Origin of the sequence: Methanolinea sp. (assembly GCA_016699325.1) — an archaeon.
Classification (GTDB): Archaea; Halobacteriota; Methanomicrobia; order Methanomicrobiales; family Methanospirillaceae; genus UBA9949.
The window spans coordinates 1652624-1674328 of sequence record CP064971.1; the positions used below are offsets into that span (position 1 = coordinate 1652624).

The 21705-nt window shown below is 56.2% G+C and carries 24 protein-coding genes; 12 read left to right on the top strand and 12 right to left on the bottom strand.

Going from position 1 to position 21705, the window contains the following annotated elements:
• Positions 1 to 199: 199 nt before the first annotated feature.
• From IPI71_08685 to IPI71_08740, 12 genes are all read right to left on the bottom strand, one after another.
• The gene (locus tag IPI71_08685) at positions 200 to 1099 is read right to left on the bottom strand and encodes a metal-dependent hydrolase (GenBank protein ID QQR70717.1); all 900 of its coding nucleotides are present in this window, start codon (positions 1097 to 1099) and stop codon (positions 200 to 202) included.
• A 240-nt stretch (positions 1100 to 1339) separates the two neighbouring features.
• Positions 1340 to 1597, bottom strand: coding sequence for a hypothetical protein (locus IPI71_08690; protein QQR70718.1), 258 nt, complete (start codon positions 1595 to 1597; stop codon positions 1340 to 1342).
• 687 nt (positions 1598 to 2284) lie between these two features.
• The gene (locus IPI71_08695; GenBank protein QQR70719.1) at positions 2285 to 4021 is read right to left on the bottom strand and encodes a DUF2070 family protein; all 1737 of its coding nucleotides are present in this window, start codon (positions 4019 to 4021) and stop codon (positions 2285 to 2287) included.
• Between the two features lie 40 nt (positions 4022 to 4061).
• Complete coding sequence (locus IPI71_08700; protein ID QQR72001.1) at positions 4062 to 4955, bottom strand: carbohydrate kinase family protein; 894 nt, start codon at positions 4953 to 4955, stop codon at positions 4062 to 4064.
• Positions 4952 to 5290, bottom strand: coding sequence for a DUF555 domain-containing protein (locus IPI71_08705; protein QQR70720.1), 339 nt, complete (start codon positions 5288 to 5290; stop codon positions 4952 to 4954). Before IPI71_08705 ends, IPI71_08700 begins: the two co-directional genes overlap by 4 nt.
• 15 nt (positions 5291 to 5305) lie before the next feature.
• The gene (locus IPI71_08710) at positions 5306 to 5833 is read right to left on the bottom strand and encodes a nitroreductase family protein (protein ID QQR70721.1); all 528 of its coding nucleotides are present in this window, start codon (positions 5831 to 5833) and stop codon (positions 5306 to 5308) included.
• On the bottom strand, positions 5820 to 6176 hold the full coding sequence (locus IPI71_08715) for a hypothetical protein (protein ID QQR70722.1): 357 nt from the start codon (positions 6174 to 6176) through the stop codon (positions 5820 to 5822). Before IPI71_08715 ends, IPI71_08710 begins: the two co-directional genes overlap by 14 nt.
• A gap of 115 nt (positions 6177 to 6291) precedes the next feature.
• Positions 6292 to 6618 (bottom strand): DUF5350 domain-containing protein, encoded by a 327-nt coding sequence (locus IPI71_08720; GenBank protein QQR70723.1) that lies wholly within the window; start codon positions 6616 to 6618, stop codon positions 6292 to 6294.
• A gap of 36 nt (positions 6619 to 6654) precedes the next feature.
• Positions 6655 to 8535 carry a Glu-tRNA(Gln) amidotransferase subunit GatE gene (gatE, locus tag IPI71_08725; protein QQR72002.1) on the bottom strand — a complete coding sequence of 627 codons (1881 nt, stop codon included), beginning with the start codon at positions 8533 to 8535 and terminating at the stop codon, positions 6655 to 6657.
• A 1-nt stretch (position 8536) separates the two neighbouring features.
• Complete coding sequence (gatD, locus tag IPI71_08730; GenBank protein ID QQR70724.1) at positions 8537 to 9775, bottom strand: Glu-tRNA(Gln) amidotransferase subunit GatD; 1239 nt, start codon at positions 9773 to 9775, stop codon at positions 8537 to 8539.
• Positions 9772 to 11250 (bottom strand): argininosuccinate lyase, encoded by a 1479-nt coding sequence (argH, locus tag IPI71_08735; GenBank protein ID QQR70725.1) that lies wholly within the window; start codon positions 11248 to 11250, stop codon positions 9772 to 9774. The genes gatD and argH overlap by 4 nt, the downstream gene beginning before the upstream one ends.
• A 43-nt stretch (positions 11251 to 11293) precedes the next feature.
• Positions 11294 to 11827 carry a helix-turn-helix domain-containing protein gene (locus IPI71_08740; protein QQR70726.1) on the bottom strand — a complete coding sequence of 178 codons (534 nt, stop codon included), beginning with the start codon at positions 11825 to 11827 and terminating at the stop codon, positions 11294 to 11296.
• A 194-nt stretch (positions 11828 to 12021) separates the two neighbouring features.
• Here IPI71_08740 and IPI71_08745 point away from each other — a divergent pair, with 194 nt between their 5' ends.
• The 12 genes from IPI71_08745 (at position 12022) to sucD (ending at position 21558) form a co-directional block, all read left to right on the top strand.
• Entirely contained in the window at positions 12022 to 13227 is a 1206-nt protein-coding gene (locus IPI71_08745; protein QQR70727.1) for an ABC transporter substrate-binding protein, read from the top strand.
• 12 nt (positions 13228 to 13239) lie between these two features.
• The gene (locus IPI71_08750) at positions 13240 to 14007 is read left to right on the top strand and encodes an ABC transporter permease (protein ID QQR70728.1); all 768 of its coding nucleotides are present in this window, start codon (positions 13240 to 13242) and stop codon (positions 14005 to 14007) included.
• A gap of 31 nt (positions 14008 to 14038) precedes the next feature.
• On the top strand, positions 14039 to 14800 hold the full coding sequence (locus IPI71_08755; GenBank protein ID QQR70729.1) for an ABC transporter ATP-binding protein: 762 nt from the start codon (positions 14039 to 14041) through the stop codon (positions 14798 to 14800).
• A gap of 103 nt (positions 14801 to 14903) precedes the next feature.
• Positions 14904 to 15446: a 50S ribosomal protein L16 gene (locus IPI71_08760; protein ID QQR70730.1), complete on the top strand. Its 543-nt coding sequence runs from the start codon at positions 14904 to 14906 to the stop codon at positions 15444 to 15446.
• A gap of 76 nt (positions 15447 to 15522) precedes the next feature.
• On the top strand, positions 15523 to 16362 hold the full coding sequence (locus IPI71_08765; GenBank protein QQR72003.1) for a fumarate hydratase: 840 nt from the start codon (positions 15523 to 15525) through the stop codon (positions 16360 to 16362).
• On the top strand, positions 16359 to 16907 hold the full coding sequence (locus IPI71_08770) for a fumarate hydratase C-terminal domain-containing protein (protein ID QQR70731.1): 549 nt from the start codon (positions 16359 to 16361) through the stop codon (positions 16905 to 16907). Before IPI71_08765 ends, IPI71_08770 begins: the two co-directional genes overlap by 4 nt.
• A gap of 15 nt (positions 16908 to 16922) precedes the next feature.
• Positions 16923 to 17195 (top strand): 4Fe-4S binding protein, encoded by a 273-nt coding sequence (locus IPI71_08775; protein ID QQR70732.1) that lies wholly within the window; start codon positions 16923 to 16925, stop codon positions 17193 to 17195.
• Positions 17196 to 17209: 14 nt separating this feature from the next.
• Positions 17210 to 18292, top strand: coding sequence for a 2-oxoacid:acceptor oxidoreductase subunit alpha (locus tag IPI71_08780; GenBank protein ID QQR72004.1), 1083 nt, complete (start codon positions 17210 to 17212; stop codon positions 18290 to 18292).
• The gene (locus IPI71_08785) at positions 18289 to 19077 is read left to right on the top strand and encodes a 2-oxoacid:ferredoxin oxidoreductase subunit beta (protein ID QQR70733.1); all 789 of its coding nucleotides are present in this window, start codon (positions 18289 to 18291) and stop codon (positions 19075 to 19077) included. The genes IPI71_08780 and IPI71_08785 overlap by 4 nt, the downstream gene beginning before the upstream one ends.
• Positions 19074 to 19613, top strand: a complete 540-nt coding sequence (locus tag IPI71_08790) for a 2-oxoacid:ferredoxin oxidoreductase subunit gamma (GenBank protein ID QQR70734.1) — start codon at positions 19074 to 19076, stop codon at positions 19611 to 19613. Before IPI71_08785 ends, IPI71_08790 begins: the two co-directional genes overlap by 4 nt.
• The gene (locus IPI71_08795) at positions 19610 to 20695 is read left to right on the top strand and encodes a succinyl-CoA synthetase subunit beta (GenBank protein ID QQR70735.1); all 1086 of its coding nucleotides are present in this window, start codon (positions 19610 to 19612) and stop codon (positions 20693 to 20695) included. Before IPI71_08790 ends, IPI71_08795 begins: the two co-directional genes overlap by 4 nt.
• Positions 20692 to 21558: a succinate--CoA ligase subunit alpha gene (gene sucD / locus IPI71_08800; GenBank protein ID QQR70736.1), complete on the top strand. Its 867-nt coding sequence runs from the start codon at positions 20692 to 20694 to the stop codon at positions 21556 to 21558. The genes IPI71_08795 and sucD overlap by 4 nt, the downstream gene beginning before the upstream one ends.
• Positions 21559 to 21705: the final 147 nt, after the last annotated feature.

Genomic DNA, 21705 nt, shown 5'->3' on the forward strand with positions numbered 1-21705 from the left:
CGGCAAAGAGGGATGAGGAAAATCCAGAAGAAAGGTGCGATAGTCTCTCGTGACCCCTCCATTGCATGGAGAGATGTAATTCTTACATGGGAAGAGTCCGGGATATCCATACAGCCCCAACGATCTGATGGCAACAAACCCGCTATCCCGACCGGTTAGATCAGTTTTTTGCCATCGCAGTTCCTGGATGTTTTCCTGTTCATGGACGAAGAGAATCGTTATCCTGTGCCGGGAGGACAATGCGGGTATAATACGGCGGATAAAAAATGAAGTGCCCCGATCGAAGGGGGTCGAAAAAGATGATATGATCGCCGTCCTGTTCTGCGCAAACCGCATAAGAATAAAAACGCAACCGCTGGTATTCAGGCTGCCGGACCAGGGGTTCGAGATCGGTCAGCGTTGTATTCACATATTTCGGGAAAGATATCACCGTATCCGAAACGGAAAGAGGGCTGTACCATGACAGGAGATACTGTTTTCCGTCATCCTTGAAGACGAGCCACCGGAGCGGGTTGAACGTGGGAATGGCCTTTCCATCAACCCTCCGGGCAACGACAAGGGCGATTATCCCGCTGGAAAGAATGAAGAGGGCGCTGCCTGATGCATACGCCAGAATGACCTCAGGCCCGCCATGCCTGGTGAAGATCATCGCGGCAAAGAGCAAGCTTGCCGCAAAGAGGACAAGGCTTGGGCCTGGAAATATACATGCGGTATATTTTTTGGAAGAGAATGGGTAGAATAGAGGAATTCCCGGGCAGGCAAGTGCATCCAGGAAAAGGTGGGTCAACCCCCCTGAAATGAACAATATCCCCATCTGAACCCAGGAAAATCCCTGTCCGGGATCGGGGAAAAAACCGGCTGATGCAGCCAGGAAAACCCCGATAAGCACCAGAGGGGCCATGGCAAGTACCCCCAGGATGCTATGGGCTATTCCGCCGTGGGTGAACAGGTAGAGTGAAGGGTAGCGATCAGAGAGCGGCTTAAAGAGGATATCCACATCCGGAAAAACGGATCCCAGCACCAGGATAAAAAGAAACGGCCTGGAGAGCGTTCCAGCGGCAGCCAGGACAACCACAAAGGCGTGGGTCAGTGAGTCCACACAAGGAATATCGCCCCACCATCCCAAAAAGGATGGTCTGGAGCAGGGGGGGGGTCCCCCGGTAATCACAACCTGTCCGGTAGACCTGACGGGAACATAGAACCAGGAAAAAGGGGTATTCCCCGGGCTTTCAGGGAATGGCAAATAAATTTGGATCCATCGGTTAAGACTGCATGTCAGGACCGGTACCCGCCATGTGAAAAATCCCGGTACTGCCTGTTCGTGTAGGATTGGTCCTGTTCAAACCGGATGGAACTCTCTTACCGGTGCAGTCCTGATATGGCCATCCAGAACACGTGAAAAGTCGCGGTAGCCAACCACATATAGGTGCCGCCGTATGAGAGCGGTGAGGTCCTGCTTGCGGGAACCAAGGATTGGAGAAAGCCAGGCTGACCCTTCATGTTCGCCGCGCTGGTCGACCACATCGACCATCCGGCTGACCATCAGGGAGTGTATATCTTCCGGAGTGATGAAATACCGTGCTCCTGAAATATCCATGGAAAACCCCCGGCCTGAGCGGCGTGCGGTGCCCGCACGAGTATATGAGACATATGCCACCTTTCCCATGTCATGTCACCCACGCATTATCTATTGACCAGGAGAGTATGTAAAGATGGCGTCTGACGCCGATTCTTGCTTAGATTTTTAAAATAATGTTTTATATTTATTTTTCAGGAGAAGTGCACTTCGGTTGCCCTCGCCATGTCCTGCGTTTTTCTGCATTCATATGCCCGCAATGGCCTTGATATAGAAAAATAAAGGCATTCTGACCAATCTTTATAGAAAGGTTTATAGGCACATCAAACAAAAGATGAATGAAGCCAGCATGGCCTGGCCCTGGATAAAGCAGGAATTGCTGATACTCTAATTGATCGATGTCTGATACTCTCATGCATCAATTGTGTATCCAGGTGCTGGCCATGATGGTCTGTTTCTCCATGCAATGCAATCTTTGTTGCAGTTGCCTGCCGCGCCGTGAAGTCGTGCATGCGTCCGCGGGTAGCAGCCGGGGAGGTACCCGAATCCGGTTTTCGTGATAAAACCCGATGATACGGTAATTATGGTATATCTCCGAGCATCCTTTGCCGCGGAATGCTCCCATGAACCCGGGGTATGCCTTCTACAGGAAATGCATCCAGGCATTTTCAGACTGCATGCTTCTGTCCTCCAGGAGACTCATGTTCTTTACACGATAATGAGATAGATGACGACAGAAAGAAGGAACGCCAGCAGGAGCATACCGATAGAGAGGGGCGGAATAAAAAGCACCATGGCGTTCACTGTACTCGCAAGCTGCGCTATCCGCTGGGAGCCAAAAACCACCACCCGCTCGCAGAGGGCAGTATCGCCCCCGGCACTGGCAGGAGAAAGATCATCGAGTGCATTATGTATCGACTGCTCAAGATAGGGGATGATCTGTCCTGGTGGAACCACAAAACCGACCGGGTTCTTTCCGCTAACCGTATTGACCACATGGGAATCCGTGGTCATGATCTCTGCTTCGTCGACAAGGGTGAGTGCGTGGTCGCGCAGCACTTCCCTGACCCCGGCCAGAACATTATTCCCATCGATCAGGATATAGGCAGTGGTCTGTCCTCCGGCCCGGATGACCAGGGTCTCGATGCCCTGGTCTCCGAACCCCTGGGTCCTGGAAAACGGCATAACAACCTGGGAAGCTCCCATTTCAAGGGGGAACTGTTCGAGCCCTGGCCCTGTATCAATGGCATGGAAGGCGGCCTGCAGGTATTCGAGCGAGGCGAGCGTGCCCGGGGAGACATTAGTGATATCCCCGGTGAAACAGTTATGTGCATCCACGAAAGCAACGTGGGGGAATGAGCGGTGCCCTTCCGCCATAATGGTCATTCCGATACCGAAATCGATATCCTCAGTCTTGTGGGGGGAACGGGTACTGACCATCAGAAGGGTTTTGCCAAAGACCTGGTAAAGGAGAGAGACAGCACCATGCTGGCAGCGATGAGCCCTGCTCGCGTCAGGTAAATAGATGGTCCGGTCTTTCCCGGCACGGATTGCCGTTACAATCTTTTCACACTCCTCCTCAGAGACAAGGTTGAAGTCATGGGTAGCTGTGCCGTGCGACATCATCACCAACTCTGAAAACGCATTCTGAAGGTGTTTTGGGAGGGCCCCGCCCCCGATCTCCCCCATCGGTCCCGGATGAACATTGGGAACCGTGAAGATTACCCCGCGGCCCTTCTCCCGTTTAAAAAAGAGAGAGACCTGGGGCACGTACACTTCCTCCCCGATTTCGCGGAAGAAGTCTTCCATGGTCTTTGACCCATCAGTCAGATGGGCGATGAAGGTATTGAGAAAGCTGAGTATGTGGATATGAAAGGCCCGGTAGAGCGGTCGATCAATCGCCCATATCAGGAGGACGAAGCCGGTGCCAAAGACCACATGGAGGAGCACCGCCAGTATGAGAAAGGGTGGGTCAAAGAACACCAGGCCAACCAGGACACCGGCCCCACTCTGGATGAAGGCCGGGATGATTATCCGGACGATTCGATAATCAACAATTGCGGCAAGCGTGACCAGGCGAGAACCGAAGATAAATCCAGTCGCGATAGCATAGGAAAGGGGCAGCAGGGCGACACTGATCACCATGCCGGTCAGGGTGATGATGATGCCAAGAACCGTGCAGGAAAGGGCAAGAAGAGCGGAACGGTTCCAGGTCAGGCGTCTTACAATGAGTGATACCAGGGGCCCGGTCAGGAAAAGCCCGGCAAGTGCCGGAATGGTGAACGCCAGGGTCCCGAAAAAGCGGATGTTCTGCCCGAACCGCAGCGACGCTCCATCGATCAGAAACCCAAGCACAACGATAATTGACAGCGAGGTAGGCCATGACGGCGCCGAGAAGATATACTTTGAGAGACCCTCTATCTTGACCTCACCCCTGGTGACCATCCACTGTCACTCCATCCTTGCATCAGGCAGGTCAGGAAGATCAGGTGCCAAATAAATCATCGCTCTTCCCAAATACCTGGCTGTATCGATCCGCCATCCGCTTCCAGTCCGGAAGGTTCGTCTGGCAGCCCGCAGATTCCACTACAAACGAAGCACACACGGTCCCTACCCTGGCACAGGAAGAGGGGGGAATTCCCCTGGTAAATGCGGTCAGAAAACCAGCCCGGTAGGCATCCCCGGCTCCGGTAGGATCGACCATCCGTACCGGGATTGCCGGGATGTGCCAGTCCTCGCCGTTCATATAGAGGATGCTTCCGCGCGAACCGCAGGTGAATACCACCATCGGGACCTGCCCGATGATGGCTTCCCGGGACAGCCCAGTTATCTTACACATTCCATCGACCTCGTGGTTATTTGCAAAAAGGATAGAGATGTGTGAGAGTATATCCAAAAGCTGTCCCTTGGTGTACCGGTGGAGGTCCTGTCCGGGGTCGAAGGACGAGAACTCTGCACATGAGGCGACCTTTACATTGTACACCGGATCGGCGGTTGCCATATGAACGAAGGGATACGGCGGCGGTTCCAGTTCACGGAAAACACCTGAAGCGCCCCATTCGAAAAAGGTGATCTGATCCCCTTCTTCATCGGTAAACATAAACGCGGTGGGAGTATGTGTGCTGGGAACAACGGATATCTCTTTCCGCACTCCAAGACTGTCCAGCCAGGAGTCATAATCACTGCCCGGGAAATCGTCGCCGACTGCACTTACCAGTGTAACCACACCACCCAGGCAGGCGATTCCTGCCGCGATATTTGCAGCGCCCCCGCCATAGAAAATTTTCCGGTCCGTGATAATCGCCGAGTTGTTAGGGCGGGGGAGGGAGTCGACCCGTGCAATGTGATCGATTGCCGTGTGGCCGGTAACATGGATCACAGTTCGCATATGTCCTTTACCTGGAGTGGGACATCCCGGAGTGCCTTCCCGATTACAGACCGGGCGATCTTTGCCGCATGATCCGGTGATTCGGCACGAAACACCCTCATTTCCAGCTGGAGGCCGACCAGTGCCGTATTGGCAACAACCAGGGCGCTGTTCAGTTCTCCGTCACAGAACGGACATGCAAGCATTCCGGCTTCGATCTCAACATACTTTGCCGTGGGATTGAGGCGCTTGCCGGCTTCACTGATAGCGATCCTAACGGCATCGTCAAGGGATTTCACATCCTTGATAACCCATGCTGATTCAAGCACCACAAGATAATCGGGCATTTTTTAACGGCCCCCCTACCATACCTCGTTATGGAGATGCTCGGATACCGGCATCCGCCCGGTCAGTTCTGCGGGAGGCGTGCCCCGCCCGATGCAGATGATGGCGATCGGCCGGATATGATGTGGAAGGCCGAGGATGCTCCTGGTCTCCTCCTCATCGAACGCGCCCACCCAGCATGAACAGAGCTGCAGTGCGTGGGCAGCAAGAAGGAGATAGGTGCCGGCAATAGTCGCATCCTGGATAGCATAGAGAATACCCCGTTCTCCGTACCGTGACATCGAGCGGACATAGTTGGCACAGAGCACAAAGAGTGCAGGGGCGGCCCGGACTTGGAACTGTCCGAGTGCTGCGCCTGAAAGGGCTTCCCGCCGCTCCTGGTCCCTCACTAATACGACATCCCAGGCCTCGAGGTTACCAGCACTGGGGGCAGTGCTTGCACAATCCAGCAGAAAAGTAAGTTCGCGGTCGTGTATCTCGCCGGCACCATATTCCCTGACCGAGCTCCGGCCTGCCAGGAATTCGAAGAATTCAGATGAGTCCATGTTCACCGAGCATCTGCCATGCGCCCTGGGCAGCTGTGGTCACCATACTGATTGCCTCCGAAAGCCGGAGCGATGCGGCGCCATACTGGTCGCTCTCGGTCAGGCTGATCGCCTCGCTCATCAGGTCGATCGCTCGTCGGAATTCGTTCTGGTCCGTCCCGCGGAATGCAAACTGGAGTTCAGCCCTGACCGAATCGAGAACCATGATCAGCATCCTGCGTGCCCCCTTTTTCTCAGCATCGGGAAATCCAGCTAGGGCGGTCACCAGCTGGGAGCAGATGATCAGCTCAGATTTCGCTCGTTCGGCAAACTGATAGCTCTTTACGGCAGTCCTGAGATCCATGTTTCCTCTTTTAGGCTCACCCGATGATGATAGTTGCGGAAATACCCATCCCTGGTGCCAAGAAATAGCACTGTCCGGCGAAAAAAGTGGTATTGGCGATAGGATGCCAGCCCAATCAGCGGCTTGATTTCTGTTTTGCGCCCATAATCGATGTTTTTGATCGGCGCATCGGTTTCCTGACCATGGGGTTGGCCGCAGGTCCAGAATCCATCCGGCCCCCGCGGCCGCCCCGGCTGCTCCGGCCTCCTCCCCTTCGCCCGCCACCCCGGGAGCCACCTCGTCCTTCACCGGATTCCTGTTCGAGCTTTTTGATCGATGCACCGGCTTTGAACCGCTGGTTCGGTCCGGGCCTTTTAACTTCCCCTTCGGATTTGGGTACCAGCCTGATCTGCCCTTTCACGCCTTTCACCTGTACCCATTGAACGGTTCCCGTTTTTCCCATATCTGAAACTCCTTACATCATACACCGTGACACTGCTTAAACTTTATCTCCTTCTCCGGATTTTTCCCCGGAAAGAAGTGCGGTTATCTCCTGGCGGAGAACTTCACTCACCAGCTTGCCATCAACAGAACCCCGTACCGCGGCCATAACAACTCCCATGAGGGGCCCAAGCGAGCTGCTCCCGCGTTTGGCAATGAAGTCCTTCCTCTCATTGACAATCTCCCGTACGATATCCCTGAGCGCATCACGGGACATGACCGGAGCACAATGCCGGAGCGCATCAGGGACCGAAGCACCCGAAGCGATCATTCCGAGAATAGCGGGTATAGCTTCTTTGGCCGCCTCACCACGCTCGACTGCCTTGAGCACGGCAACGATATCCTCGTCCCGGAGTTCCTGGATATCGGTGCCTGCACGGGATAGCTCTTTGATCGTCGAGAGAAGCGTCCGCGCAGCGAGACCGGGAGAGATCCCATCGGCGACCATCTTTTCGAAGAAAAATACCTGCTCGGATGACATGAGCTGTGTGGCAAGCGCAGGATCCAGGCGATATTCGCGGATAAACCGTTCCCGTTTTGCAGTCAGGAGTTCAGGGAGCGGGAGGGATGCGAACCAGTCTGCTGAAATGGGGACCGGGACTACATCGGTTTCCGGATACATCCGGGCAGCCCCGGGGAGAGGTCGCATGTATGCAGTGCTACCTTCATCTAGCATCTTCCTGGTCTCTTCCGGCACACCCTTGAGAGCCCAACCGGCCCGGGCAACCACCTGATGGGCCGCACACCTGGCCTTCCCTTCGTCAGCAGCAACGATGACGATGCATTCATTGTCATCCGACCCAAGAAACGCACGCAGGTGTGCAACTTCCTCTGCTGTGATGCCGAAGGAGGGAAGTTCATCGGTATGGAAGATCCCGCCCACACCGCATTTCTTTGCATAGTCAGCAAATTCGCTGCCAAGCCTCCTGCCCGGCTGGATATCTCTTCCCACCAATCCTGCAAAACCTGGAAGCCTGACGGCAAGAATGGAAGAAGATTTCTTCAGAATCGTTGATTTTGTATTCACAAAGATGCCGGTGACATCGAACAACTCTTCAATCACCGATGCTCCACGACTTCTCAGGTGTTCCCTGATTGCGAGAAGGTTGCACTGGCGGATCACCTCCCGGTTCACCACCTCTGTGATGAGATCAAGTTCCTGGACTCCCTTGATCTCCACCCGGGCACCGTCCCGGATAGAGATGTTTACATCCTGCCGGATGGTGCCCAGGCCCCGTTTCACCCGTCCGGTGGACCTGAGCACCATTCCCAGGAACGCAGCGATTTCCCTGACTTCTTCGGGCGTTTTCATGCAGGGCGAAGTGGTAATTTCTACCAGCGGTATACCCAGACGGTCCAGGGAGAAGGTATCCCCCTCCATGCGCTGAGCAGCTTCCTCCTCGAGACAGATGGTCTCGATGCTTCCGCCATTAGGGAGCGTGCCGTCCAGCGCTACCAGTGCCGTCCTCTGGAAACCGCTGGTATTAGACCCATCGATAACGAGTTTCCGCATGGTATGGACCTGGTTGATGGGAGTCATCGAGAGGGTACGGGCGATAATACAGCAGGTTTCAAGGGCTTCCGAATTGAGCGGCGCAGGAGGCTCCTCATCGTCTTCAACCAGGCAGGTCGTATCGTAACAATAATAGCAGAATTTTCGTTCATGTTTCATCTCCGCTTTCGCCGCCTCGTCGATCTCACCGAGTTCACTCTCGGTTGCGCGGAGGTACCGGTAAAACTCCCCACTCCGTTCATCGAACTTCCGCAGCACAGTCGGGCAATGGCAGAAGAGTTTCTCCTGGGTATTCAGCTGCTGGTGGATCTCGATTCCTGCCTTGAAGCCGAGGTGCTCGTAATCGAACGGCGGTCCTCCTGTCATTTCAAAATCCATCAATAGACCTCCTGGTATACTCTCCCTTGAGGTTTGACCGCATCAGGACATCCGCATCGCCGGGATCTTTCACGTTTCCAAGCACCCACATCATCTTGACAAGGGCCGTTTCAGGGAGCATATCCTCCCCTTCGATGACCCCGGCCTTGAGAAGGTCCCGGCCGGTATCGTATACCCGGTCACAGACCCTCCCGTGGAGGCACTGGGAGGTCATCACCACCATCGTGCCTTCCTCAATCAGCTTCTGGATAGGCTGAACCAGTGCTGTGCTCACATGGCCAAGGCCTGTTCCCGAGATTACCAGTCCAGCATACCCTAAGAATGCCTCAATGACTGAAGGAGACATGCCGGGGAAAAAGGTAAGGAGCGCACACCGCTCTTCAAGGCTCTCGTTCAGGGCGGGTTCGGACGAACCACGGCGCACGGCGCAGGGTTCGAGATGGACAGCAAGGGAGGGATACTCGACACTCCCGATCGGGAGCATCCCAATGCTTCGGAATGCGTCCCTCCGGGAAGAATGCATCTTCCTGACCCTGGTGCCGCGGTGAATTGCGCAGGCATCATCGTTTGTGCTGGCATGCATCACCACCGCAACCTCTCCAAGACTGGAGGTCGCGGCGCTGGCACTGCACAACGCGTTCATTGTGCTGTCGCTGCTGGGGCGATCCGCCGATCGCTGTGATCCGACAAAGATGACCGGGACCGGAGTCTCGAGCATGAAGCTCAGTGCAGCCGCACTGTAGGCCATGGTATCCGTTCCATGGGTGACGATGACGCCAGCAACACCATCCCTAATATCTTCATATACCGCCCTGGCGAGCTGCTGCCAGATGCCAGGCGTCATATTTTCAGAAAGGATAGTGGTAAGCTTCCGCACCCTGTAGTGGCCAAAGGACCGGAGGCGGGGTATGGCCCGCAGGACGTCGGCTGCATCAAACTGGCTGGTCACGGCCCCCGACCGGCTATCGATCCGGCTGGCAATCGTGCCCCCAGTTGAAACAATGGAAAGTCGGGGCAAGGTCTCGTCCTGGTATATGAATGGTTCCGGTGCATGCTCCGGCTCCGGGCGGAAAGTGTGGGAGATGCAGGAGAGCGGAACGCCGATGTTATAGCCGTTCTCCAGTTTCACTACGCAATGGCCATCCCGGCTGGTAATGTAGGTCCCCTTCCGGGGATTTTTGCCAACCGTTAAGGTGACAATATCCCCGGGACTGAATTCATCGCTCACGTAACAACCCTCCGTGCATCACGGATAAGCCGCGCAAGTGCCGCTGAAATGTGCTCCTTCCGGGAATCCAGTAATCCGCGGTCCAGGGCAAGCTGCCTCTTCCGGTCTTCCAGCATGGCAGCGACAGCAACCCTTGCAGGGCCACCGGTCGCCCGCTTTTCCTGAACGCTCTTATCGATATCAAGTGCTTCCACGATATCGGAGGCTGTAAGTCCCTGTGAAGATAGCGAAGATCCGGTTATTTCCACGGCAGCGGCGTCGAGGTTCCGGAGATCCGGCTCCCCTTTCTGGACGGCACGCCCCACGATACTGTGGGCGGTCCGGAACGGGAGCCCAAACCTACGGACCAGCATATCCGCAAGATCGGTTGCCGTGGCATTCCCGCGTCCGGCCTCCTCCCTCATTCTTGCCGTATCGAATGTTGCAGAAGCCAGCAATTCAGCGAGCAGGCTGGTGGTGTGCTTGGTATCCTGCACACCGCGGATCAGGCTAGGCGTAAGTTCCTGCAGGTCCCGGTTGTAGCTCATCGGGAGCGCTTTGACGATGGCGGCCGATGCTATGAATGCTCCGAGGACCGACCCTGCCTTGGCCCGCATGATCTCGGCACTGTCGGGATTCTTTTTCTGGGGCATAACCGAACTTGTGGAACAGAACGCATCGTCGAGAGTGACGAACCGGACAAAGACCGTGCTCCAGAAGATGAGATCCTCGCAGAGGCGGCTGACGGTGAGCATGAGGAGCGTCATGTCTGCCAGGGCTTCAAGGGCAAAATCGCGTGAGGCAACGGCGTCCATGGTATTTCCTATGACTCCTTCAAACCCGAGCAGGGAAGCGGTGTATTCCCGGTTGATGGGAAAGCCCGTTGACGAAAAAGCGGCAGATCCGAGCGGGGACTGGTTTACCCGCGAGAATGCCTGCATCAGGCGGTCGAAATCGCGGGAGAATGCCTGCTCATATGAGAGGAGGTAGTGGGCAAGGGTTGTCGGCTGGGCGTGCTGGAGATGCGTGAACCCTGGCATGACCGCATCCTGGTGTTTTTCCGCAAGCGCGAGGAGGACGTCGCGCAGCTTGCAGATGATGGAGAGCTGCCGGAGGATGTCCTCCCGGAGGCGTATGCGCAGGCACGCAACAACTTCGTCGTTCCGGGACCTGCCGGAATGCAGCCTTCCTCCTGCCTCTTCCCCGATGCTCTCGATAAGAAATGACTCAATCGCGGCATGGATATCTTCGAACTGGTCCCCGAACGCCGATTCGGGAATGCCGTCGTCATAGAGTTTGAGGAGAGCAGAGAGCAGCGGTGCAGCTGTTCCGGGTTCAATGATCCGCTGTTTCTGCAGCATCATGACATGTGCAATATCGACCAAAACATCCGCATCTGCCAGGTGCCGGTCCGCTCCCATCGAAGAGAGAAAGTGCATCATCTCGCCGGACCGCTCGCCGGTTAGACGGCCCCGCCGCACCACATCGTTGCTCATCTGTAAAACAACCTCTGTTCTTAGTGAATGGCGCGAAAAAAGATTAAAGCCACGCCTTCCGCGCAGCAAGCTCGATGGCCCGCTGCACCGAGTCCCGGGGGACAATCGTGGCAACCGGGATGTGGACGAGCTGCTCTATGATGCTCGAGACAATCGGTGCGCAGACGATGGCGGTCGCACCTTCCCGCTCGGCCCGGACGGCGGCCACGATTGCATCTTCCATGGTGTGGACAGGGTATTCCCGAACCCGTATCCTTCTCCCGTCAACCTCGGCATTCCGTTCCTGCACGGTATCCAGGACAGGTCGGGCAGCGATGAGACCGATAAATTCCCCCTCCCCGGTTCCCTCGAAGAGGCGCAGGGCATTGACGATCGACCGGAGCGTTGAGAGATTTGGGGAACGCTGCCCATGGAGGATTTTATATAGCGAACTTTGAGCGATCCCGCTTTTTTCCGAGAGTTCGCGGACACTGATCCTGAAGTCACTCTTCATGATCTGGTGGAGTGCCCGGACAAATTCCTGGTCGGATGCCAGGGCTGCACGAATCAGCCGATCGATAGGGTCGGTAAGTACCATAGTATTGTACAGAAAGAGTAATTATTCGCGTTATAAAATACTATTGTATATTGTATTGCCCCAAAAAGAAAATACTGGACGCTTCTATACATAAAACAATCGTGATGTACAATAATACTGTTAAAACAATACAAATGTATAATTGATTTGATTCAATAAGATAATTTATAGATTGCCAGCCATACCTACTATGCATGAAGAAATCACTCCTCGTTGCACTAGCAGCAATCGTGGTGATTGCCCTGCTAGTTGCATTCTACACAATCTCCCCCCCTCATGAAGAGGGCACGGTATCGTTGATCCAGGCCCGGGGGACCGGCCCGATGCCGATCCTCCTGGGGACCGGCCAGATCGATGCCTATATTGCCTGGCAGCCCACCCCAGAAGTGGCGCCGCTGGCAGGAATCGGGAAGGTACTCCTGTATTCCGGTGACCTTCCACCAAAAGGAAAATGGACAAACCACCCCTGCTGTGTCTTTTCCGCCCGCCAGGATACCATCGCTGAACATCCCGATCTCGTTAATGCAATGTCTGCGCTTACCATCCTCTCCACAGAATACGTGAGGGAGAATCCCGACAAGAGTGCGGAGATTGTGGCTGACTGGCTGGCGGGCAAGGGAAATTTCACCTTTGGTGATATCTCGGTCTCTTCAGTTGAGGTGCTCAGGCAGGCCTTCCCCACGGTGAAGTTCGTGAACGAACCGACCGAAAAATGGATTGAAGGAAACATCGAATTCGTTCACGCCCTCCGTGCGCTCGGGGTATTGACGGACTCCCTTGCAAATACGACCGATGAAGAGACCATCGCAATCCTGTTCGATACCGGTCCCTACAGCCAGGCGAAGGCCATGATCGACTCAGGCACCATCATCACGCCAGCGCCTGTCGGAAAGGAGATCGGAATCGGGTACCTTAATTCTGATCACGACGCTGCTCTCTTCGTGGCGGTGAAGAACTGGCAGTACTTCAATGACCAATATGGGATTGCCCTGAAACCGGTTGGCGCGACAACTTCCCGGCCAGAAAAGGCAGAACTGATGGTCAACGGCCAGAAGGTAGCCGATGTTAGGCTCATCCCCGGGGATGCCGGGCCACAGCTGATGCAACTCGCCTCCACAAATGCCATCCAGATGGCATATGTCGGGAACCCGCCCGTTATCGCGGCGGTGGATAAAGGAACGCCCGTCAAGATCCTGCTCGCCATCAACACCGAGGGCTCCGGAGTTGTTGTTTCCAACGAGTCCCCGGCAACGGACTGGGAAAGTTTCGTGGAGTGGGCCAATGCCCGTTCAGCAGCAGGAAAACCACTGGTTATCGCGGCTCCGGGAAAAGGATCCATCCAGGATGTCATGATACGGTACTCGCTGAAAGAGAGTGGTTTATCTGTAAGTGAAGGATAACCTTTCAGGAACATGAGGAGCCCAATCACCTTGCTCCTCCCTGTCCTTCTCATTGTGGGATGGGAGGTTGCTGCATATCTCATTGACAACCCTTTTATTCTTCCTTCCCTGACCACCGTAATTCCAATCCTGCTCCACCCTTTTTCTGACGAGTTCACGCTCGGTACCGGCAGCCTGGTGGACAACGCTGCGGTGAGCCTGTTCCGGGTTGGATCGGGATTTGCGCTTGCCGCATTTGTCGCTATCCCCCTCGGAATCGTGATGGGCAGATCTGCGATCCTGAACGATTTCCTGGACACAGCCATCGAGCTCCTCCGTCCTATACCACCGCTCGCATGGGTCCCCCTGGCGCTGGCATGGTTCAAGATCGGTCTCGCCTCGATGGTTTTCATCATCTTTATCGGGGCATTCTTTCCCATTCTCCTCAACACCATTGACGGCGTTAAATCGATAAAGCGGACATGGGTGGAGCTGGCGATGACACTCGGTGCACGGGAGGCCGACATTCTCGGGAAAGTCATCCTCCATGGTGCAGCGCCGACCATATGGACCGGGCTCCGCGTTGGGTTTGGCATCGCGTGGATGTGTGTTGTTGCTGCCGAATGGCTGCCGGGAACAACCATTGGACTTGGGTATCTCATCCTCTATGCATACAATTTCGGGCAGACCAACGTCATCATTGCCGGCATGGTCATGATTGGGGTCATCGGGATCGTAATCGACCAGATATTCAAGGCTGGAGAACGAAGATGGTTCTCGTGGAGGGCGCTCGAACGATGAGTCGAACCGATGGAAAGAGGGTGATCCTCAGATGACGCTGACAATCCGGAACCTCACCAAGGAATTCCCGATCACGGGAAACCAATCCATTTGTGCCATATCCGACATCACGTTTTCTGTTGCAGACGAGGAATTTGTATCGGTCCTCGGCCCATCAGGCTGCGGGAAGACGACCCTCCTCCGCATCATCGCCGGCCTGGAACCCGCCACATCAGGGTCTATCGAGATTAACGGAGAGATCATATCAGGCAGGAACCCGCGGATGGCGATGATCTTCCAGGAATACTCACTCTATCCGTGGAGGACGGTCCGGGACAATGTCACCTTCGGCCTAGAAGTGGGAGGCATGCACAAGTCGCGGGCGCGTGAAGTGGCTATGGACTATCTCCGCCTGGTCGGACTCGGTGACTTTGCCGAGCGCTATCCGCACGAACTCTCGGGGGGTATGCGCCAGCGGGTTGCAGTGGCAAGAGCGCTGGCAATCGAGCCCCAAATCCTGCTCATGGACGAACCGTTCGGCTCTCTCGACGCCCAGACCAGGAACAATCTCCAGAAAGAGCTTCTCGAGATCTGGGAGAAGGCAAAAAAAACGATTATATTTGTCACCCACAGCGTCGATGAGGCCGTATATCTTGCCGACCGGCTGATCGTGCTTACCCCCCGCCCGGGCAGGATCTGTGAAGTCATCCCCATTCACCTTTCCCGCCCCCGCGAGCGGACCTCTGTAGAATTTGCACAGGTCCGACGGCTGGTTCTCGATCTCATTGCCCAGCCCAAATGCACCCTGCAATAATATTTAATAGGCACCATCTCCATTTTATAAAAGCAGTTGTTCACCGTCCCGGCGCCGGAACCCCCCACATCCCTGTCGGGATCGATTCCAGGAATGAGATATCATGGTACGAAAACCAGGCAAGATGTATAGGAATGTTTCGAAGCGGGCCTATACAAGGCGGGAATATATGGGCGGTATCCCGGGAAGCAAGATCGTCCAGTTTGACATGGGGAATCTCTCGCAGGAATTCCCTGTCGAAGTCAACCTGATTGTCAAAGAGACCTGCCAGATACGGCACACGGCATTGGAAGCAGCCCGCATCAGCATCAACCGGAAACTGCTGAAAGAAGTCGGCAGGATGAACTTCCATTTAAAGCTCCGCGTTTTCCCTCACCATGTACTGCGCGAGAACAAGCAGGCCACCGGTGCGGGTGCGGACCGTGTTTCTGAGGGTATGCGGCTCGCTTTTGGCAAAGCCGTCGGGACCGCAGCACGGGTCGAGAAGGACCAGATCGTCTTTACCACCTATACCCTGCCCCAGTATGCAGACAAGGCGAAGTTTGCCCTGAAGGCAGGGGGCCATAAACTCCCTTCCCCTTCGTATATCGCTACCATCGAGAAGGTTGCTGCCCCCGCTCCTGTCACAGGGCATCCACCGGAATAATTACCATTCCTCATCTTTTTTCCCCGAACGGCTGCCATAGATGGAAATAATTATAGAGTTCATCTCCTCACTCCTAATGATGCTTCCCCCGTCCGGAGAGGAATTGTTAGCAGCTGTATCAGACGCAACCTGCCAGGCGCTCCGCGAGGCGGAAATCCGGCTGCCCCCCGACGTCATTGCTGCGCTGAGGCATGCCGCAGAAAACGAGACCAGCGACATCGCTCGGGAGGAACTGGGACGCATTCTCGAGAATATCAGCCTTGCCGGACGTCTGGGTGTACCGATATGCCAGGACACCGGAGTCCCGGTGGTATATCTCACCATTCCCCCGGGAATACCGCTCACGGCAGGTCTGCTGGAGGCTGTGGCCGACGGGGTCAGGAAGGCCACTCATGATATCCCTCTCAGGCCGAACGCGGTCCATCCCCTGAAACGACAGAATTCCGGTGATAATACCGGCCCGGGAATGCCGGCAATCCATATTCGTCCTGGAGACCGCCTGGAGGTAACCGTGTTGCCCAAGGGTGCCGGTGCCGAGAACATGTCACGCCTGGTAATGCTCCTCCCTACCCAGAAGGACCAGATCACCCGGTTCGTTGCAGAGACCATGCTTGTTGCCGGTGGCAAGGCCTGCCCCCCTGTCATACTGGGGGTCGGAATCGGTGGGACTTTCGATGGTGTGGCTGCCCTTGCCAAAGAGGCACTCCTCGAGCCGATTGATCGCATGGATCCGTTTGAACATGAACTCTGCGATGCGGTGAATGCACTCGGGATCGGTCCGATGGGACTCGGCGGGAAGACCACCGCTCTTGCCGTGAAGGTGAAGACCGCCTCCTGCCATACCGCCTCGCTGCCGGTCGCCGTGAACGTTCAGTGCTGGGCAGCCAGGAGAGCAAAGCGGGAGGTTGTCTGGTGATCCCTGTCCACCTTAAAACTCCCCTTTCCAGTGATGTCCTCAACCTCCGGGCCGGAGACCAGGTGGTCCTTTCAGGGACTATCTATACCGCCAGGGATGAAGCGCACCTGAGAATGATGGAAGACGGAATCCCCTTCGATCCCGTAGGGGCTGCGGTATACCACTGCGGGCCGATCATCAGCGGGTCCCGCGTCCTGGCTGCGGGACCGACGACTTCCGCGAGGCTGGACAGGCTGACGGGATTTCTCCTTGATGCCGGTGTTCGTGCCCTGATCGGCAAGGGGGGGATGGGTGGCGGAGTAGTCGATCAGTTACTGGGCCGGGGGGTGTACCTCGCGCTGACCGGGGGCTGCGCCGTGCTTGCAGCATCCCGGATGACGCTTCGTGGGGTATTTCATGAAGACCTGGGAATGGCCGAGGCGATTTGGATTATCGAAGCCGACCGTCTCCCGCTGGTCGTGGGTATCGATTCGCAAGGCGGAGACCTCTTTGGGAAGGTGGAGCGTGAAGCAAAATTACAATTCGACAGCCGATATACCACATAGATACAGGATCCTCGCATGAGACTGGTAATCGATGAGAACCGATGTAAAGGCTGCAACCTCTGCACCCTGGTCTGCCCCTACCGGATTTTCAAGCCCGGAACGAAAGCAAACCGGCGGGGAGTCATCGTCCCTGAACTGGACCGGCCCGAACGGTGTGCAAACTGCCGGCTGCAGCGCCTGTACGGACGGACGCTCTGTGGGATGTGCCAGATGATCTGCCCCGATCAGGCAATATCCTGGGAAGAGGAAGGCCCCTGTGAACCAATGAAGGTGGCGGTTGAATATTGAGCCGTATTGATTTCATGCAGGGGAATACCGCCTGTGCAGAGGGAGCGCTCGCTGCGGGCTGCCGGTTCTTCGGTGGGTATCCCATCACCCCATCAACCGAGATTGCCGAGCATATGGCAGCGAAGCTCCCGAAGATGGGGGGGGTTTTCATCCAGATGGAAGATGAGATCGCGGGTATTGCAGCGGTCATAGGAGCTTCCTGGACCGGCGCACGGGCCATGACTGCAACCAGCGGACCCGGTTTCTCGCTGATGATGGAAAACATCGGTTTTGCGGTCATGACCGAGACCCCCTGCGTTGTGGTGAACATTCAGCGGGGAGGTCCTTCAACCGGGCAGCCTACCCTGGCTGCCCAGGGCGATATGTTCCAGTGCCGGTTTGGTTCTCACGGTGACTATAGCGTGATCGCCCTCTCTCCCGCCAGTGTGCAGGAAATGTATGACCTCACGGCAGAGGCATTCAACCTTGCAGACCGGTTCAGGATACCGGTCTTCGTGATGGCCGATGAAATCATCGGTCACATGAGGGAGAGGTTGTTGATACCCGATATGGTCGTCCGAAAAGAGCGAAAACTCCTGGGAAAGGGGAATCTTCCCTTCAGGGCCGATGACGACCTGATTCCCGGTTTTCCGGCGTTCGGAAAGGGATACGGCGTACATGTAACCGGGCTTACCCACGATGAACGGGGATATCCCTGCACAACGAGCCCATCCGTGCATGAATCCCTGGTAAAGCGCCTGGTGGACAAGGTGGAATCTGCCCGGGACGCCATCGTGTCCTGCGACATAGTCAATCCCGATGCACGGGTTGTGTTCATATCGTACGGAGCCCCATCTCGGGCAGTGGAACAGGTGCTCCATGATCTCCACCGCGATGATATCGGGCACCTCAGGCTGAAACTGGTCTGGCCGTTTGCCGAGTCGATGCTCTCCAGGTTCCCCAATGCAGAAACATTCATCGTACCAGAACTGAACCTGGGGCAGATGGCGCGGGAGATAGAGCGGCATACCGACCGGGCGGTTGTCCCTGTCCCAAAGCTTGGCGGTGCACTCCACAATCCGTCGGACCTGGTCGCTCTCGTGGAGGAGCTGGTATGACCTTTGACGAGTGGTTACGGGCTGATCGGCTTCCTCATATCTACTGTGCGGGATGCGGTAACGGGACCGTTATAAACTGCACGCTCTCCGCTGTTGACCAGATGGGCTGGAAAAAAGACGAGACCGTTTTTGTTTCCGGTATCGGGTGTTCGTCTCGGGCACCGGGATATATTGTCACCGATTCCCTGCACACCACGCACGGAAGGGCCCTCGCCTTCGCTACAGGGATCAAGATGGCGAACCCCGACCTCAAGGTCATCGTCTTCACCGGTGACGGGGATCTTGCCGCAATCGGGGGAAATCACTTCATCCACGCCTGCAGGAGGAATATCGATCTCACGGTCATCTGCATGAACAACATGATCTATGGTATGACCGGCGGCCAGGGAAGCCCTACCACACCGTTTGGGGCACTCTCCACCACCACACCATACGGATCTGCCGAGCCGGCCTTCGACCTGTGCGGCCTTGCTGCGGCAGCCGGTGCGAACTATGTCGCACGGTACACCTCCTACCATGTCAGAGAGCTCCTTCTCGCCATCAGGGCCGGTCTTGCGAATCCCGGCTTTTCCTTCATCGAAGCCCTGGTACAATGCCCGACAAATTACGGAAGAAGAAATAAATTCCGCCAGGTTGCAGACCAGATCGAATACTTCAAATCCCACGCTCTCCTGGTCCAGAAGGCGGAACGGATGCGCGGGGAGGGGAAGGAGATACCGGACGACATGTTCATCATCGGGGAGCTGGCCCGACGGAACCGTCCCGCGCTGGGGGTCCGGAAATGAGAACTGAGATCAGGTTCTCCGGTTTCGGAGGCCAGGGTATCATCCTCGCTGCGGTCATCGTTGGCCGGGCTGCGGTGATGTACGATGCCAAATACGCTGTCCAGACCCAGGTGTACGGCCCTGAAGCACGGGGCGGAGCATCGATGAGTGCAGTCATAATTGACGATGAGCCGGTGCTCTTCCCCAAGGTAACCTCCCCTGACGTATACGTGATCATGTCCCAGGAAGGGTTCGAGAAGTACGGCGTTTCGGCAGGTGAACGGGCGATCATGCTGGTGGATTCAAGCCTGGTACATACCCGTCCGACCTGCCGCTGTTTCGACATTCCTGCCACCAAGGTTGCACGTGAAGCCCTTGGCAGGGAAATCGTGGCCAATATCATCATGATTGGGGCGCTGGTTGCGGCTACCGGAGTTGTGAGCCGCGAGGCGATTGAGAAAGCCATACTCGACTCGGTACCAAAGGGAACTGAGGAACTGAACCTGAAAGCGATGAAAAAAGGATTTGAACTGGCCCAACAGGTGGAGTGCGAATGAAACTGCTGGAATACGAGGCAAAGGCAATCTTTGCAGAACATGGCATTCCGGTCCCCCGGGGATTTATTATTCGATCGCCCAAGGAATTTACCGGCGTTTCCAACAACCTTCCTTCCGAGTTTGTCCTGAAAGCACAGGTCGAAGTCGGGGGGCGCGGGAAAGCTGGGGGCATCCTCATGGCCGACCGGACAAACGGGGAGAAGATCGCCGGGGAACTTTTCGGAAAAACGATCCGGGGAGTCCCGGTCAGGGAGATCCTCATCGAGGAACGCCTGGCAATCACCCATGAGTACTATGCCAGCATTGCCGTTGACCGTTCATCAAAACAGGCGCTAATCCTCTTCACCGAGTCCGGCGGGGTGGATATCGAGACCCTGGCACGGGAGAATCCCGGTGCCATCAGGAGATCCTCCATACCCCTCCTGCTCTCCCGCATACCAGCGTTCATGCTGAGGAACCTCCTGGGATCCGCACCAAAAGAGCTCGGTCCGATCATCCAGAACCTCTACCAGGTATTTCTCACCCGGGACGCCCTTCTTGCAGAGATCAACCCCCTGGTTACCACTCCCGGGGGCCCTGTTGCTGCAGACGCCAAGCTGATCATCGATGACAATGCTCTCGGACGCCAGGGAATCACCCAGAACCGGGATCTGACCGAACGGGAGCGCGAGGCGGAGCGGCATGGGTTCTCATATGTGGAGCTTTCGGGATCTATCGGGGTCATCGGAAACGGTGCAGGACTGACCATGGCTACCCTCGACCTGATCGAATACTACCATGGGAAGGCCGCAAATTTCCTTGACGTTGGTGGCGGCGCGGACCAGGACCGGGTCATGCATGCTGTCCGCCTGGTCGCATCAGACCCCTCGGTCAAAGTGATCGTGGTCAACCTCCTGGGGGGCATCACCCGGTGCGACGATGTAGCGCGAGGCATCATAAATGCCGGGATCCGCCAGCCGGTGATTGTCCGGCTCGCCGGTACAAACGAAGAGGAAGGGCGAAGGATTCTTGACGGGTGCGGGTACTGGATGCTCGACAGCATGGAGGCAGCGGTGCGCGCTGCGGTGGAGATGGTGCAATGATTTACGGCGACAAGCAGACGGGCATCATCGTGGCCGGGGCGACCGGGAAACAGGGTGCGTTTCATATCTCCCTCATCAACGATTATGCACGGATGGTTGGCGGCAGGGGGGTTGTCGCGGGCGTGTCTCCCGGAAAAGGAGGCCAGGAAGTCGTCGGTGTCCCGGTCTTCAACTCTGTCCGTGACGCCCTCAAAGAACAGGATGCGTCGGCTGCAATCATTTTCGTACCCGCCTCTGCTGCCGGAGACTCGATTATGGAGGCCGCCTCTGCCGGCCTTTCACTCGTTGTCGCCATTACCGAGCATATCCCGGTTCACGACAGCATGCGGGCCATCTCCTTTGCGAAGCTGAACGACTGCACTGTTATCGGTCCCAACTGCCCGGGGCTCCTCTCTCCCGGCGAGGTCAAGATGGGAATCATGCCGTTCCATCTTTCCTCCCGCGGACACATCGGGGTGATCTCCAGGAGTGGAACGTTGACGTATGAGATCGTCGACCAACTCACCCGGGCCGGGCTCGGGCAGAGCACCATCGTAGGAATCGGGGGAGACCCGGTTATCGGGCAGACCTTTACCGATGTGCTCAAAAAGTTTGAAGAAGATGAACAGACCCGTGCGGTGGTCCTGATTGGCGAGGTCGGCGGCTCTCTCGAAGAAGAGGGGGCCAGCTCGACGGATTTACCGATTGCAGCTTATATTGCCGGGATCTCAGCCCCGCCCGAAAAACGGATGGGACATGCCGGGGCAATCATCGAAGGCGGGGAAGGGGACGCAAGGTCGAAGATAGAGCGGCTCACGGCGATGGGGGTCCCGGTCGCCTCCCGTCCTTCAGAGATACCTGCCCTCATCAGAAAACTGATCTGATATTTCTACACCCGATGAGGGGATGAGCAAACCTCCATCCTCCTGAAACAATTTATGCCAGAAAACCCAAAAAAGAGAGTACGTTTCGGGGATATAATATGGATACCACCCAGTTTGATGCACAGGATCCTGCAGTTGCCGAAGAGC

Bases quoted from the DNA above. Each gene is read 5' to 3' on its own strand.
- IPI71_08790 (QQR70734.1), top strand. From the start codon at position 19,074: ATGAGAACTGAGATCAGGTTCTCCGGTTTCGGAGGCCAGGGTATCATC.
- IPI71_08785 (QQR70733.1), top strand. From the start codon at position 18,289: ATGACCTTTGACGAGTGGTTACGGGCTGATCGGCTTCCTCATATCTAC.
- IPI71_08760 (QQR70730.1), top strand. From the start codon at position 14,904: ATGGTACGAAAACCAGGCAAGATGTATAGGAATGTTTCGAAGCGGGCC.
- IPI71_08780 (QQR72004.1), top strand. From the start codon at position 17,210: ATGCAGGGGAATACCGCCTGTGCAGAGGGAGCGCTCGCTGCGGGCTGC.
- IPI71_08715 (QQR70722.1), bottom strand. From the start codon at position 6,176: ATGGATCTCAGGACTGCCGTAAAGAGCTATCAGTTTGCCGAACGAGCG.
- IPI71_08765 (QQR72003.1), top strand. From the start codon at position 15,523: ATGATGCTTCCCCCGTCCGGAGAGGAATTGTTAGCAGCTGTATCAGAC.
- IPI71_08755 (QQR70729.1), top strand. From the start codon at position 14,039: ATGACGCTGACAATCCGGAACCTCACCAAGGAATTCCCGATCACGGGA.
- IPI71_08720 (QQR70723.1), bottom strand. From the start codon at position 6,618: ATGGGAAAAACGGGAACCGTTCAATGGGTACAGGTGAAAGGCGTGAAA.
- argH (QQR70725.1), bottom strand. From the start codon at position 11,250: ATGAGCAACGATGTGGTGCGGCGGGGCCGTCTAACCGGCGAGCGGTCC.
- gatE (QQR72002.1), bottom strand. From the start codon at position 8,535: ATGACAGGAGGACCGCCGTTCGATTACGAGCACCTCGGCTTCAAGGCA.
- IPI71_08695 (QQR70719.1), bottom strand. From the start codon at position 4,021: ATGGTCACCAGGGGTGAGGTCAAGATAGAGGGTCTCTCAAAGTATATC.
- IPI71_08775 (QQR70732.1), top strand. From the start codon at position 16,923: ATGAGACTGGTAATCGATGAGAACCGATGTAAAGGCTGCAACCTCTGC.
- IPI71_08690 (QQR70718.1), bottom strand. From the start codon at position 1,597: ATGGATATTTCAGGAGCACGGTATTTCATCACTCCGGAAGATATACAC.
- sucD (QQR70736.1), top strand. From the start codon at position 20,692: ATGATTTACGGCGACAAGCAGACGGGCATCATCGTGGCCGGGGCGACC.
- IPI71_08795 (QQR70735.1), top strand. From the start codon at position 19,610: ATGAAACTGCTGGAATACGAGGCAAAGGCAATCTTTGCAGAACATGGC.
- IPI71_08710 (QQR70721.1), bottom strand. From the start codon at position 5,833: ATGGACTCATCTGAATTCTTCGAATTCCTGGCAGGCCGGAGCTCGGTC.
- IPI71_08740 (QQR70726.1), bottom strand. From the start codon at position 11,827: ATGGTACTTACCGACCCTATCGATCGGCTGATTCGTGCAGCCCTGGCA.
- IPI71_08750 (QQR70728.1), top strand. From the start codon at position 13,240: ATGAGGAGCCCAATCACCTTGCTCCTCCCTGTCCTTCTCATTGTGGGA.
- IPI71_08705 (QQR70720.1), bottom strand. From the start codon at position 5,290: ATGCCCGATTATCTTGTGGTGCTTGAATCAGCATGGGTTATCAAGGAT.
- IPI71_08745 (QQR70727.1), top strand. From the start codon at position 12,022: ATGAAGAAATCACTCCTCGTTGCACTAGCAGCAATCGTGGTGATTGCC.